The organism is Serratia sp. Z4, assembly GCF_009900725.1.
In the GTDB taxonomy this organism is placed as follows: Bacteria; Pseudomonadota; Gammaproteobacteria; order Enterobacterales; family Enterobacteriaceae; genus Serratia; species Serratia nematodiphila.
In genome coordinates this window covers 78,739-91,414 of record NZ_JAAABD010000008.1, presented here as the reverse complement: position 1 = coordinate 91,414, position 12,676 = coordinate 78,739, and the positions used below count along the sequence as shown (strand labels likewise).

At 61.1% G+C, this 12,676-nt stretch carries 13 protein-coding genes; 9 read left to right on the top strand and 4 right to left on the bottom strand.

The genetic code is table 11. The features are described 5' to 3' along the window. Nucleotides 1-87: 87 nt before the first annotated feature. Genes GT753_RS21670 through GT753_RS21660 form a run of 3 tightly spaced genes read right to left on the bottom strand, consistent with a single transcriptional unit; the run spans nucleotide 88 to nucleotide 1,953 of the window. Entirely contained in the window at nucleotides 88-375 is a 288-nt protein-coding gene (locus tag GT753_RS21670; RefSeq protein ID WP_004930885.1) for a FaeA/PapI family transcriptional regulator, read from the bottom strand. Nucleotides 376-412: 37 nt separating this feature from the next. Then, nucleotides 413-1,510: an FKBP-type peptidyl-prolyl cis-trans isomerase N-terminal domain-containing protein gene (locus GT753_RS21665; protein WP_080497462.1), complete on the bottom strand. Its 1,098-nt coding sequence runs from the start codon at nucleotides 1,508-1,510 to the stop codon at nucleotides 413-415. A gap of 29 nt (nucleotides 1,511-1,539) precedes the next feature. Beyond that, entirely contained in the window at nucleotides 1,540-1,953 is a 414-nt protein-coding gene (locus GT753_RS21660; RefSeq protein ID WP_015379341.1) for a hypothetical protein, read from the bottom strand. A 758-nt stretch (nucleotides 1,954-2,711) separates the two neighbouring features. On the opposite strand from GT753_RS21660, the gene GT753_RS21655 reads away from it, so the two are divergent. The 9 genes from GT753_RS21655 to GT753_RS21615 all read left to right on the top strand — a co-directional run bounded on the left by GT753_RS21655 (nucleotide 2,712) and on the right by GT753_RS21615 (nucleotide 11,727). Next, a complete protein-coding gene (locus tag GT753_RS21655) occupies nucleotides 2,712-3,242 on the top strand; it encodes a fimbrial protein (RefSeq protein WP_015379342.1) in 531 nt (176 codons plus the stop codon). A gap of 91 nt (nucleotides 3,243-3,333) precedes the next feature. Continuing rightward, a complete protein-coding gene (locus tag GT753_RS21650; protein WP_004930899.1) occupies nucleotides 3,334-3,885 on the top strand; it encodes a fimbrial protein in 552 nt (183 codons plus the stop codon). A 71-nt stretch (nucleotides 3,886-3,956) separates the two neighbouring features. Next, a complete protein-coding gene (locus GT753_RS21645; protein WP_160125942.1) occupies nucleotides 3,957-6,458 on the top strand; it encodes a fimbria/pilus outer membrane usher protein in 2,502 nt (833 codons plus the stop codon). Nucleotides 6,459-6,482: 24 nt separating this feature from the next. Continuing rightward, complete coding sequence (locus GT753_RS21640; protein ID WP_021505171.1) at nucleotides 6,483-7,229, top strand: molecular chaperone; 747 nt, start codon at nucleotides 6,483-6,485, stop codon at nucleotides 7,227-7,229. 11 nt (nucleotides 7,230-7,240) lie between these two features. Further along, nucleotides 7,241-7,852 carry a fimbrial protein gene (locus GT753_RS21635; protein WP_004930909.1) on the top strand — a complete coding sequence of 204 codons (612 nt, stop codon included), beginning with the start codon at nucleotides 7,241-7,243 and terminating at the stop codon, nucleotides 7,850-7,852. Between the two features lie 14 nt (nucleotides 7,853-7,866). Continuing rightward, the gene (locus GT753_RS21630) at nucleotides 7,867-8,871 is read left to right on the top strand and encodes a fimbrial protein (RefSeq protein ID WP_004930911.1); all 1,005 of its coding nucleotides are present in this window, start codon (nucleotides 7,867-7,869) and stop codon (nucleotides 8,869-8,871) included. An 18-nt stretch (nucleotides 8,872-8,889) separates the two neighbouring features. Continuing rightward, nucleotides 8,890-9,429 carry a fimbrial protein gene (locus tag GT753_RS21625; protein ID WP_015379347.1) on the top strand — a complete coding sequence of 180 codons (540 nt, stop codon included), beginning with the start codon at nucleotides 8,890-8,892 and terminating at the stop codon, nucleotides 9,427-9,429. Nucleotides 9,430-9,530: 101 nt separating this feature from the next. Then, entirely contained in the window at nucleotides 9,531-10,154 is a 624-nt protein-coding gene (locus tag GT753_RS21620) for a LuxR C-terminal-related transcriptional regulator (RefSeq protein ID WP_160125941.1), read from the top strand. Nucleotides 10,155-10,233: 79 nt separating this feature from the next. Then, nucleotides 10,234-11,727: a PLP-dependent aminotransferase family protein gene (locus tag GT753_RS21615; protein ID WP_044030048.1), complete on the top strand. Its 1,494-nt coding sequence runs from the start codon at nucleotides 10,234-10,236 to the stop codon at nucleotides 11,725-11,727. Here GT753_RS21615 and GT753_RS21610 read toward each other — a convergent pair. Beyond that, a complete protein-coding gene (locus tag GT753_RS21610) occupies nucleotides 11,724-12,638 on the bottom strand; it encodes a DMT family transporter (RefSeq protein ID WP_031300281.1) in 915 nt (304 codons plus the stop codon). The genes GT753_RS21615 and GT753_RS21610 overlap by 4 nt on opposite strands. Nucleotides 12,639-12,676 lie beyond the last annotated feature (38 nt).

Sequence of the window (12,676 nt, the reverse complement as noted above, 5' to 3'; positions counted from 1 at the left end):
GATTGACGGAGCGAAACGCCCCGCCAAATGATAAATTTAATTAATGATTAGCTGTAAGAATAGTCAAAAGCGACCGCCAGGGTCGAATCACTCTTTTTTTATCGCTGCCTGTTCGTCGCAGCTGTACCAGCGGAGAGAATTGTTGATGCTGCGGTGGGTGCAGTGAACCTTACCCTCCTTTTCCAGCGCCAGCAGCAGGGTGCGGGTGGTATAAATATTTTCGCCGCATTTATCCGCCAGCTCGCGCGTCTTCGGCCACTGCTCCGGCGGGGGATGATGGCCCCCAGATCCTTCCACACGCTCCCTGCACAATCCTTGCAACACATTCAGCATCAGCGATTTTCTGCTTTCAAACGTTTTCGGCGCCTTGGCCATAGCATTCCTCCTGAGTGGTTACTGCTGAGCACCCCGCTCACGGCTGCACGTCAGCGATGCGCAGGGTGTAAATCATGGTGGCATTCGGGGGGATCGCCGGCGGGTTGCCCTGTTTGCCGTACGCCAGCGCCGGCGGCACCACCAGCGTGATCGCACCGTGTTGCTGCAGCTTCTCGATAGCCGCGCGAAACAGCGGCGGGTAGCGCGTCAACGGCTGCGAGATCACCGTCCCCGCCAGCTCCATGTCTTTGACTACCCGGCCGTCGGTCAGGCTTTCGCGCACCACGATATCCACCCGATCGTCGGCGCCGATCGCCCCGCTGCCGGCATAGTCCACCCGGTAATAGAAACCGAGCGCATCCTGCTTGACCCCCTCCTGACGAACGAAATTGGCCAGGTAGGCGTTGTCATCCCGAGGCGGCGCCTGCGTCTGTTGCGCCTGCTGCAACCGCTGCTGCGCCGTGTGCAGCGCGCCGTCGATGGCGGCTTCATCGAGCCGCAACCGCCCGGCCAGGGTATCGGCGATGCCCGCCAGCAACAGCTGGGTATCCGCTTCCAGCCCCGCGCGCCGGTTCTCCTGCTGCAGATGCAGAATGTCGCGTCCGAGCGATACGCCGGCGGCATACGCCTGCTTGTCCGCCTCGCTGGCCAGCGCAGGCGGCTCGGCCGCCTGCTGCCGTTCGGCCAGCAAGGTCTCCACCCGCTGCTGCTGCTGCGCCAGCTGCGCCGCCAAACTTGTGCGGCGCTGTTCGGCCCGCGTTAACGAAGCGGCCAGCACGCTCACTTCAGGCACCGGCGCAACGGCCTGCCGCAATCCCTTCAGGGCATCGGCCAGCGGCCGAATATCGACGACGGCCGGTTCCCGTTTCGGCGCCGCCGCGGCCTGAGCCGCCGCCAACTGCCGCTCCAGCTGACGGATTTTCTCCGCCTGCTGTTGCAAAGAGTGCTGCAACGACGTTAAACGAGCGCTGTCTGCGGCCGGTTTGGCGGCTGGTGCTGACGCCAATTTACGCGCGGTGTCTTCCCTGGGCGCGGCCGGTGGCGCCTGCCGCTGTTCGGCAAACTTCAACAGCGCGGGAATGCCGTCATCGGCGGCGCAAGCGGCCCCGCTCGCCGCCAACAGCAAAAGCCCCATCGCCCATCCTTGCGCGCATCGCTTCATGGCTACAGATTCTCAACCCGGCTGGACAGATCGGACATCAGCTCATGCTCGACGTCAGCGCAGAATTTCTCGGTTTTATATTGATAAAGAGCATCAATCGCTTTACGGGTACTCTCATCCACGTTGCCGCGCACCCCGGCATATCCCGAAGCGTTGGAAAGCAGGCCATTAAAATAGGCGATGCGTTTTTGGTAACTTTGCGGATTAATATTCTTTAATGAATTAACCCGCTGCTGACAAAGCGCGATGCGTTGCTCATCGGATTTATCATTAGGATTATTCTGTGAGATTTTTTTCACGGAATTCAGTTTTGTCTTGCTCCCGCCCGCACAGCCAGAAAGCGCCATAAGAGACAGCAGAAATAGGGTCAACCCCACCCAACGGCGCCCGCCGCAAGCATTAATCATCGTTATCATTCCGTTTATAATCCTTTAATTGTCACTTAGGTCATCATTATGTGGCGAACGGCAGCAGCACATGCCTTAATTTGATTAATCAAAATGGGTTAGGTAGCAAAAAATCCCTATCACGCAATGCGATAGAATAATTCACTACCGGTGCAATTGTTATTTAATTGTTAACCAATTAGGTCTAAACGCTGGCTAAACGCGAATAAGAAACCCCATTCCCTCATGAACAAACAACCATGAAATAACAATAAAAACAATAAATTATGTTTTATATTTTGTTTCTAAAGGGAAATGCATCATCTGCTGCCTCAGAGCGATATTAGCAAAACAATATTGTGAATTGTAGGTGCCACCCTATTTCCCCCGATCTAATATCTCGCATATCGTTATTTATATAGTGATTTATACTGGATAATATTTGTATACGATCTATTGATTTTAAAGCAAATATATTTCTTTTTCCTTTTGGTTTTATATTCTGAATTTGACTTAATTTAATAAAATCTATTTCCAAGCAATACTATTATTTGCAAGAATATTCCCAGCAACACGCCACACGTAAAAAACGTATTTTATTTACCAGAAAATCCATTATCGATTTTCCAAATTTCGTTATTTCTCATAAATAACGGATGTCGGCGTATTGCCCAGAGCAAAAGGATCTGGCTCCAACCGCACGGGCGGCGACATGGCGTTGCCACCGCCGCGGGGGATTTAGATGTGCTGTTCTTTTTATTTAAAAACTCTCTACAGGAACCTGAGAAATGAAACTGAATAAATTAATGCTGGCAACCGTGATTGCTTTCGCTTCCGCATCTGTTGCTCATGCCGCATCTAATCAGGGCAGCGGTAAAGTCACCTTTACCGGCGAAATTATCGATGCGCCATGCAGCGTCGCGCCGGAATCCGTTGACCAAACCGTGCCGATGGGCCAGATCAGCAGCCGCATCCTGGCCAACCAGGGTAAATCCAGCATGCAGCCTTTCAACATCGAACTGAAAGATTGCTCCATCTCCACCATGAAAAACGTCAAAGTGACCTTTACCGGCACGCCTGATCCGGTTAACAACAAACTGCTGGCCCTGAGCGGCACGGCAACCGGCGCCGGCATCGTGATCTACGACAACCTGCACTCCAAAGAGGTGGAACTGGGCACCGCGACCGACGGTCAGGGCCTGAACGACGGCGACAACTCGCTGAAATTCGCCGCTTATCTGCAGGGCAGCAGCGCCTCAAGCGCCGTGGTGCCGGGCGACTTCACCAGCGTGGCGAACTTCACCCTGGCTTACCTGTAATACCCCACAGGGGATGTCTCAGGGCATCCCCCGCTTTATTGCATGCCGAGGATACCGGCAAGGGAACAGGGAAAGACAGGGAGACGCCAGCATGACTATCCGCCTTTGCGGCCTGTTGCTCATCGCGCTCAGCGTCGGCAGCGCGGCGGCGGCAGCGAAAAATCAGGGCCACGGCAAAGTCAGCCTGGGCGGCACCATCGTTGAAACGCCGTGCGGCATCGCCAGTGACAGCCTGGATCAAACCGTCGATTTTGGTCTGATTTCCATGACCGACGCCTCGCAGGATGGGCAGTCGGTGCTGATCGGCAGCCGCCGCCATTTCACGATCAAACTGGTGAACTGCGAGCTGGCCAGCCAGGTGAAGCCTGACTTCATCTATCGCGCGGCCAACGTCACGTTCGACGGCACCGCCGACAGCGGGGATCCTTCCCTGCTCGGCGTTTACGGCGAGGCGAAGGGCGTGGCTATCGAGCTGTTGAACGATGCCGGCACGCCGATCCCGCTCGGCAGCACGACGGCGGATTACCAGATCGTCGCCGGCGACAACACGCTGCGCTTTGGCGCGCAGTTGCGCCTGCATCCCGACAAGGCGCGGGCGGGCGGCTTCAGCTCTCTGGCCAAATTCACCCTGTCTTATCTCTAGCGCCGGCGGGCGCTGCACAGCATTACGTATTCAGGTCGTACGGATGACCTGCTATTGGGCGCGGACTTGCCATGAGTGATTATGCTATGACGTCATTACTGACACGGAAACACCTACCTCTCCTCGTCATTCTGTCTTTCCTCTGGGTGCGTCCGGCATTTTCCGCCACGGAATTCAATACCGACGTTCTGGATATCGGCGAGCGCAGCAAAGTGGATCTTTCGCGCTTCTCCGACGCCGACTACGTCATGCCCGGCGCTTATTTGCTGGACATCAAGATCAACCAGAAAACGCTGCCCCAGCGCAGCATTCAGTATTTCCCGTCGCCGGATAACAAGAGCGGCAGCCAGGTGTGCCTGCCGCCTGACCTGGTGGAAAAAATGGCGTTAAAAGAAGAAGCGGCCAAAAAAATCACCCTGTGGCACGACAACCAGTGCGCCGACATTCGCGGCATCAAAGGCGCGACCATCTCCGATCGCATCGGCGGCGGCGTGCTGGCGATCACCATCCCGCAGGCGTGGATGAAATACTCCGATCCCGACTGGACGCCGCCCGAGCAGTGGGACGACGGCATTCCCGGCCTGCTGCTGGACTACAACCTGAGCGGCCAGTTAGGCAAACAGAGCCACAACAACAACACCGCCCAGAACCTGAGCAGCTACGGCACCTTGGGCGCCAACCTGGGCCCCTGGCGCCTGCGCGCGGACTACCAGGCCAATTACAATCAGCAGGCCGGCGATCGCAGCACCGGCTTCGACTGGAATCAGATCTACGCCTACCGCGCGCTGCCGATGCAGGCCGCCAAGCTGACGCTGGGCGAGATCTATCTCGACTCCGGGGTGTTCGACGCCTATCGCTTCACCGGCCTCAACCTGGCCAGCGACGAGCGCATGCTGCCGCCTAACCTGCAGGGCTACGCGCCGGAAGTGCGCGGCATCGCCAAGAGCAACGCCAAGATCACCGTCTCGCAGGAAGGCCGCACGCTGTACGAAACCACCGTGCCCGCCGGGCCGTTCGCCATCCAGGATCTCAACAGCTCGGTGCGCGGCAAGCTGGACGTCAAGGTGGAAGAGCAGGACGGCACCGTCTCGACCTTCCAGGTGGATACCGCCACCATTCCGTACCTGACCCGCCCGGGCTACGTGCGCTACAACGTGGCGCTCGGCAAAACCTCGGCCTACGACCACCGCACCCAGGGGCCGCTGTTTTCCGCCAGCGACTTCTCCTGGGGGCTGAGCAACGCCTGGTCGCTGTATGGTGGCGCGCTGCTCGGCGGCGACTATAACGCCTGGGCGCTCGGCCTCGGCCGCGATCTGAACGTGTTCGGCGCCATGTCGCTGGACGTCACCCAGTCGATCGCTCGCCTGCCCGGCGAGCCGACCGCCAGCGGCATGTCGTTCAAGCTCAACTACGCCAAACGCTTCGACGAGCTGAACAGCCAGATCACCTTCGCCGGCTACCGCTTCTCGCAACGCAAATTCATGAACATGTCGCAGTATCTGCAGGAGCGCTACGGCGATTACGACAAGAATTACAACGGCCGTCAGAAAGAGCTGTATACCATCACCGCCAGTAAAACCTTTATGGCGGAAGACAGCGCCAGGGCGATCACCACCTATCTGACTTACTCGCACCAGACCTATTGGGACGCGCGAACCCAGGATCGTTACGGGCTGTCGACCAGCAAGTTGTTCAGCATCGGCGATATCAGCAACATCACCGCCTCGCTGTCGGCTTACCGCACCTATTACCAGGGCCGCACCGACGACAGCGTGATGCTCAACTTCACCGTACCGATCGGCGATCGTCGGCGCGTCGGCTATGCGCTGCAAACCAACAACGGCGACGTCACGCAGACCGCGTCGTATAACGACTACAGCGATCCGGACAATACCTGGCAGGTCAGCGGCGGCTTTAACCAGTCCGGCAAATCGCTGGCGCGCGGGTACTACACCCACAACGCCTCGTTCGGCTCGCTGAACGCCAGCGCCTCTTACCAGCAGGACAGCTACTCGTCGATCGGCGGCTCGTTCCGCGGCGGTCTCACCGCGACCCGGCACGGTATCGCGGCGCATCAGAACTCGAGCAACGGCGGCAGCCGCATGATGCTCGACACCGACGGCATCGCCGGCGTGCCGATCAATAACGGCCGCGCCTACAGCAACCGTTTCGGGCTGGCGGTGATTTCCGACATCACCAGCTACTACAACACCGACACCCGTATCGACGTCAACAAGCTGGCGGACGATGTCGAGGCCACTCGCGCCGTGGTGCAAGGCACGCTGACCGAAGGCGCCATCGGCTACCGCCACTTCGAGGTGGTGAAAGGCAGCAAGCTGCTGGCCACCATTCGCCTCGCGGACGGCAGCGAACCGCCGTTCGGCGCCGCGGTGCTGAGCGAGAAAGGCCGCGAGGTCGCGGTGGTCAACGACGGCGGCTCGGTCTATCTGACCGGCGTACAGCCGGAGGAAAAACTGGATGTCGCCTGGGAAGGCCAACGCCGCTGCCGCATCGTGATCCCGGGCGCCGCCAAGCCGCTGGACCAGCTGCTGCTGCCGTGCGCCACCCTGTAATCCGTAACGCTGAGAAATAATGACATGAACAAACACCCGATAACGCTACTGACCGCCGCCGGCCTGGCCCTGAGCGCCGTACTGCCCACCGCCGACGCGGCGATATCGCTGGATCGCACGCGCGCCGTTTATGTGAGCGACGCCAAATCGATCAGCCTGAATATCGTCAACGAAAACAAAGAGCTGCCTTTCCTGGCGCAGTCCTGGCTGGAGAACGAGCAGCATCAGAAAATCACCTCGCCGCTGGTGGTGCTGCCGCCGTTGCAGCGCGTGGAGCCGAGCGAGCGCAGCGTGGTGCGCATCACCAAGACGCCGGAAGCGGATCGCCTGCCGCAGGATCGCGAGTCGGTGTTCTACTTCAACCTGCGCGAGATCCCGCCGAAAAGCACCAAAACCAACGTGATGCAGCTGGCGCTGCAGACGCAGATCAAGCTGTTTTACCGACCGAAGGCGATTGTCGCGCCCAAGGGTGAAGTGTGGCAGGAAAAGCTGGTGTTCCGTAAAAGCGGCGGCGCCATCACCGTCGACAACCCGACGCCGTTTTACATCACCCTGACCGGCATGACGCGGCAAACGCAAAAACAGGGCGGCGGCGCGATCGGCGGTTTTCAGCCGCTGATGCTGAAGCCGAAATCCAGCGAAAGCCTCAAGCTGCACGACACCGGCATGAACAGCTTCGTCATCACCTACATCAACGACTACGGCGGCCATCCGGAGCTGCGCTTCGTCTGCAATGGCGGCGTTTGCACCGCCGTGCCCGAGAAAAAATAAGGAGGTCCAGCATGGCTGAATTCACCGATCGACTGCGCCCTCTGCTGCTCGGCGCACTGCTGTGCGGCGGCGGCGCGCTGGCGGCAACGCCGCTGGGCGTGATCGAAGGCACCACCGGCACCGTCAGCTTTCACGGCGGTCTGCTCAGCTCTCCCTGTAGCCTGACGCCGGACAGCCGGGATCAGTCCGTCGATCTGGGCGACGTCAGCGCACGCGACTTCCGCAACGCCGGCGATCGCAGCGCGCCGGTGCGTTTTCGTCTCTCGTTCCGCAATTGCCTGCTGGGCGCGCGCGCGCTGGCGGATAACCCGGCCGGCCCGCGCAACGGCGATGCCGGCCGCCTCTACCTGCAGGGTGAGCAGGCCGCCACGCTGGTGTTTCTCGGCGAAAGCGACGTCGACAACCCGTCGCTGCTGAAGCTGAACGGCGGCGTACAGGGCATCGGCCTGCGGCTGCAAGACCAGCAGGGCCAGGCGTTGGAGCTGAATCAGCGCAGCCGCCCCTACATTCTGCAGCCCGGCAGCAACACCCTGTGGTTCAGCGCCAGCGTGGAATCCACCCAGCGGGCGGTGATGGCGGCCGGGTTCGCCGCCGTGGCGCACATTCAGGTGATTTACCTGTGAGGCTCGAGAACGCAATGAAAACTCAACTGACCAAACTCTGCCTGCCGCTGGCGATCGCGCTGGCGGCCCCCGCCGCCTGGGCCAACGGCTATGTCACGCCGGACGGCGGGCCGAAACAGTTCTATATCGATCTGAATGAAAGCAACATCACCAACCAGGTGGGGTTCACCAAACTGTTTCCCTATGATCTGGGCGGCACCTATACCGGCAAGGTGTATTGCGATACCCCTATCCCCACCAGCCCGCACTTTTACAAGTCGGATTCGGCGTTGCCCCCCTCCGACTACGGCAACGGCTATTTAAAGCTGAATGACTTTTTGGATTTAAAAGCCGAGGTGTGGATTGCCGGCAACAAGAACGCCTACGTCACCGTGCCTTTTTACAACGAATCGAATTTGCTGAGCCAACACCGCTGCCAGCCGCCGTACTTGCAGGTCAACAACTACGGCAGCGGCTCCAAAGGCAAGATCACCTTCCGGGTGCGCAAAAAAATCATTAACGGCGTTGAGATTAACGATCGGCAGATCATCGAGATGTACGGCCGCCTCGGCTCGACCGACGGCGGTTTCGGCCCCAACCCGATGGCGCAGGTGTTTATCCAGTCCGCAATCCTCTACGTGCCCGATAAATGCGTGGTGAACGAAGGCCAGTTGATCAACGTGGAGTTCGGCGAGATCGGCGGCAGCGATCTCAACGGCTCGAACTACCCGCAAAGCATTCCGGTGCGCTTCCAGTGCGAGGGCGGCAGCTTCGAAGACGGCACGCTGAATATCAAGCTGGCGGTGTCGGGCACGGCGGCCTCCTTCAGCAACGAGGTATTCAAAACCGACAAGAACGATCTCGGCATCCGGCTGACGCATAACGGCCAGCTGGTTATCCCGAATGAGTTTTACCCGGTGCCGAACATCGGCAACGGCGGCTCCTGGAACCTGGTGGCGGCGCCGTTCGCCAACGGCGGCGCAGAGATCGGCGAAGGGGAATTCAACGCATCGGCCACCATCGTGGCGGCATTCCAGTAACCGAGGGAGGAACGGAAAATGCGTCTACGCGCTTTAGCGCTGCTGAGCTGCGCGCCCTGGTGGTTTGCCGCCATGCCGGCGGCGGCGAACACCGAGCTTATCGGCGCGCCGGTGCAGTTCCACGGCACCGTGGTGAGCCGCCCGTGCAATATCGAACCGCAGTCCGCCGATCAGTTGGTGGAGATGGGCACGGTGATCGTCAAAACCCTGTACCGCTACGGACATACCACGCCGGTGCCGTTCAGCATCAAGCTGACCGACTGCAAGACCACGGTGTTCAAATCCGTCAGCGTGACCTTCAGCGGCGCCGAAGACGGAGAGCTGCCGGGCAAGCTGGCGATCAACAACGGCGCGAACGGCGCCGCCATCGCCCTGTTCGATCATCAGGGTGCGGACATCTCTCTGAATAAGGCCACCAGCGCCGTCGCGTTGCAAAACGGCCCCAACAACCTGAACTTCACCGCCTACGTACAAGGGCGGCCGAGCGCGATTCAGAACCAAAGCATTACCGAAGGCGAATTCACGTCCGTCGCCAATTTTGTGCTGGCGTACCAATAAGCCCCGCACCGCCCCAGGGAAATCAGGAAAACGCCCGGCGCGCAATCGCCGGCAATGGGCCGTCACCGTTCGCTCCGGCGCGGCCTTTTAAGGAGGCACCCATGCCAGATATTCGCTTCACGCTGTTCGACAGCGATAACTTCTACCAGCAGGGGCTGCGTCTGCTGCTGCAGGATTATCTGCACTCCCTGAACGAATGCCAGCGCCGGTACCCGCAGTTCTCGCCGCTGGCGCTGCAGGCGTTGGATAACATCGAAATCGTGTTCCGCACGCCGGAAGAGCGCTGGGGCTGCGCCTGCTGTTACCAGAGCCCCTACGGCATCCCGCGCCAGCGGCAGCTGACTCTGCTGATCCTCGACGACACGACCCAGCAACAGGTGAAAAACCTGCCGCCGCTGTTCAGCATCCATCGGCGCGATTCGGCCTACGCCATCCGCCTCAAGCTGCAGATGGCGTTGGAAAAGTTCATCCTGCATCCGTGGGTGGCGCTGCACGCCGCCGGCCAGTGGAAATGCCAGGCCTGCCGCATCGCCGCGCTCAGCCACTGCGAAAAAAAAGTGTTGGGGTTGATGAGCAGCGGCATGTCCGCCTGCAGCATCGCCGGCCTGCTGCAGCGCAGCCAGAAAACCATCAGCGCCCATAAACGCTCGGCGATGCGCAAGCTGAACGTGCGAAAAAACAGCGAGCTGAATAAGGTGCTGCTGAATCAGCGCGGGCTGAGTTGACTGACAACGGACTCGCGAGTGCCGAAAGAGTGGTTTACTCTGAATACTCATTTTCGCACTGCAAAGCGAGCCGGAATCCATGCCCAGAACAGCCAAAGTCGTTGACGTTCCCGCCCTCGGCGAGCTCGATCGCCAGGCGGGTCAGCTTAGCCACCAGCTGGCGCAGGCTCTGCGTCAGGCCATCCACCGCGGCGATCTGAAAGCGGGCGATCTGCTGCCCTCGACGCGCCGGCTGTCGGCGGCGCTGGATCTGGCGCGCGGCACGGTGTTGGAAGCCTTTGCTCAGCTGACGGCGGAAGGCTTTCTCGAACCGCAGCCCGGCTCCGGCACCCGGGTCGCCCACTATCAGGCGCCGCGCCGCACGCCGCACGCCACGGCGCAGGCGAGTTCGGCGGTAGCGGTTCCGCTTTCTTCACAGGCTCAGCATCTGGCGCGCTTTGCCACGCAGGCGCGGGCGCTGCCGCCGGTACCGTTCACTGTGTCAGTGCCAATCGGCGATACCGCGCCCGACGATATCTGGCGGCGGCTCGGCAACCGCATCCGCGCCCGCGGCCCCGGCGCGCCGTCGGGCTACGGCGATCCGCTGGGCGCACTGCCGCTGCGCGAAGCCATCTGCGACTATGTGCGCCGTTCCCGCTCGGTAAACTGTACGCCGCAGCAAATCCTCATTACCTCCGGCACCCAACAGGGGCTGTATCTGGCCGCGCAGATCCTGTTGGACGCCGGCGACAGCGCCTGGGTCGAAGATCCTGCCTACGCCGGCATTACCGCCATTTTCGATAGCCTGTTCCGCGATCGGCGCATGATTAGGGTGCCCGTCGCCGACGACGGCATCGACGTCGCCGCCGGCGTGCGCCTGGCCGCCAATGCCCGCGCCGCCTTTGTCACGCCGTCGCATCAGTATCCGCTGGGCATGCCGATGAGCATGGCGAAAAGAAGCGCCCTGCTGGCCTGGGCCAGAGAGCGGCAAGCCTGGATCGTGGAAGACGATTACGACAGCGAGATGCGCTACGCCGGCCACCCGTTCCCTTCGCTGCAGGGGCTGGCGCCCGAGCGGACGCTCTATCTCGGCACCTTCAGCAAGGTGTTGTTCCCTTCGCTGCGGCTGGGTTACGCCATCGTGCCGCCGCCGCTGGTCGACGCCTTTTGCGGCGCCAGGATCCTGATGGATCGCCATCCACCCAGCGCGGATCAATACGTGCTGGCCGCCTTTATCGCCGAAGGGTATCTTGACCGGCATATCCGCAAAATGCGCGGCGTCTACGCCGAGAAGCGTCGGGTGCTGATCGAGGCGATCAACGCGTACATCCCGGCCGAGCTGGCGGTGGTGCAGCCCTGCGATCAGGGCATGCACATGGTGCTGTGGTTGAGAAAAGATCTCGACGACGTGCGGGTCGCCCTGCAGGCCAACGAAGCCGGGTTGGCGCTGCGGGCGGTGTCGCCGATGTATGCGCCCGACCACGGTGAGCCGGGCCTGGTGCTGGGGTTGGGCGGTTACGCCGACCGCCAGGTGCAACAGGCGGTGGAACGGCTCGGACAGGTGATCCTGGCCTGCGCCGGCAGCGGCGCCTAGCGGGAAAAACGTTTGGCGCCGAACACGCAAACCACCACGCCGGCCATCACGGCGATCATCATCGGCTGGACGGTTTCCTGCAGCAGCCAGCCCGCCAGCGCCAGGCCGAAGAACGGCTGCAGCAGCTGCAACTGCCCGACGGCGGCGATGCCGCCCTGCGCCAGGCCGCGATACCAGAAAATAAACCCAATCCACATGCTGAACACCGAGACGTAAACCAGCGACAGCCAGGCAGCGCCGCTGACCACGGGCCAGGCGGCCGGTGCCGCCAGCCAGGTGGCCGCCAGCGTCAACGGCAAGGCGACCACCAGCGCCCAGGAGATCGCCTGCCAGCCGCCGATCCGGCGCGACAGCACCGCCCCTTCGGCATAACCCAGGCCGCACAGCAACACCGCCCCGACCATCAGCGCATCCCCTTGCCAGGCGCCGCCGCTCCCCTGGCTCAACGCGAAAGCGCCCACCAGCACGGCGCCGACGCCTGAAAAAGCCCAAAAAGCGGGCTTGGGCCGCTCTCCGCCGCGCAAAACGCCAAAACCGGCGGTCGCCAGCGGCAGCAGGCCGATATACACCAGCGAATGCGCCGACGTGGTGTGCTGCAGCGCCAACGCCGTCAGCAGCGGAAAACCGATGACCACGCCAAGCGCCACAAACAGCAGCGGCGGCAAATCGGCCCGCGTCGGCCGCGCCTGGCGAGTGATCCGCAGCGCGCACAGGGCCAGCAAAGCGGCGATCGCCGCCCTGATCGCCGTCAGAAACAGCGGATCGAGCTCCAGCACCGCCACCCGGGTGGCGGGCAACGAGCCGCTGAAGATCATCATGCCGAGGAAACCGTTCATCCAGCCCTGAGCCGAATGCCCGACGGCGGGATGAGCAGGGGTAACAACAAGCGTTTTTTCAGACTGACTGTCCATCATGCGAATGCTCCGCACGCCTGAGGCATACCGAAATC

Excerpts from the sequence above, each read along its gene's own strand:
- GT753_RS21620 (WP_160125941.1), top strand. The coding sequence starts at position 9,531 with ATGCCAGATATTCGCTTCACGCTGTTCGACAGCGATAACTTCTACCAG.
- GT753_RS21625 (WP_015379347.1), top strand. The coding sequence starts at position 8,890 with ATGCGTCTACGCGCTTTAGCGCTGCTGAGCTGCGCGCCCTGGTGGTTT.
- GT753_RS21640 (WP_021505171.1), top strand. The coding sequence starts at position 6,483 with ATGAACAAACACCCGATAACGCTACTGACCGCCGCCGGCCTGGCCCTG.
- GT753_RS21615 (WP_044030048.1), top strand. The coding sequence starts at position 10,234 with ATGCCCAGAACAGCCAAAGTCGTTGACGTTCCCGCCCTCGGCGAGCTC.
- GT753_RS21660 (WP_015379341.1), bottom strand. The coding sequence starts at position 1,953 with ATGATAACGATGATTAATGCTTGCGGCGGGCGCCGTTGGGTGGGGTTG.
- GT753_RS21665 (WP_080497462.1), bottom strand. The coding sequence starts at position 1,510 with ATGGGGCTTTTGCTGTTGGCGGCGAGCGGGGCCGCTTGCGCCGCCGAT.
- GT753_RS21645 (WP_160125942.1), top strand. The coding sequence starts at position 3,957 with ATGAGTGATTATGCTATGACGTCATTACTGACACGGAAACACCTACCT.
- GT753_RS21650 (WP_004930899.1), top strand. The coding sequence starts at position 3,334 with ATGACTATCCGCCTTTGCGGCCTGTTGCTCATCGCGCTCAGCGTCGGC.
- GT753_RS21610 (WP_031300281.1), bottom strand. The coding sequence starts at position 12,638 with ATGGACAGTCAGTCTGAAAAAACGCTTGTTGTTACCCCTGCTCATCCC.
- GT753_RS21630 (WP_004930911.1), top strand. The coding sequence starts at position 7,867 with ATGAAAACTCAACTGACCAAACTCTGCCTGCCGCTGGCGATCGCGCTG.
- GT753_RS21670 (WP_004930885.1), bottom strand. The coding sequence starts at position 375 with ATGGCCAAGGCGCCGAAAACGTTTGAAAGCAGAAAATCGCTGATGCTG.
- GT753_RS21655 (WP_015379342.1), top strand. The coding sequence starts at position 2,712 with ATGAAACTGAATAAATTAATGCTGGCAACCGTGATTGCTTTCGCTTCC.
- GT753_RS21635 (WP_004930909.1), top strand. The coding sequence starts at position 7,241 with ATGGCTGAATTCACCGATCGACTGCGCCCTCTGCTGCTCGGCGCACTG.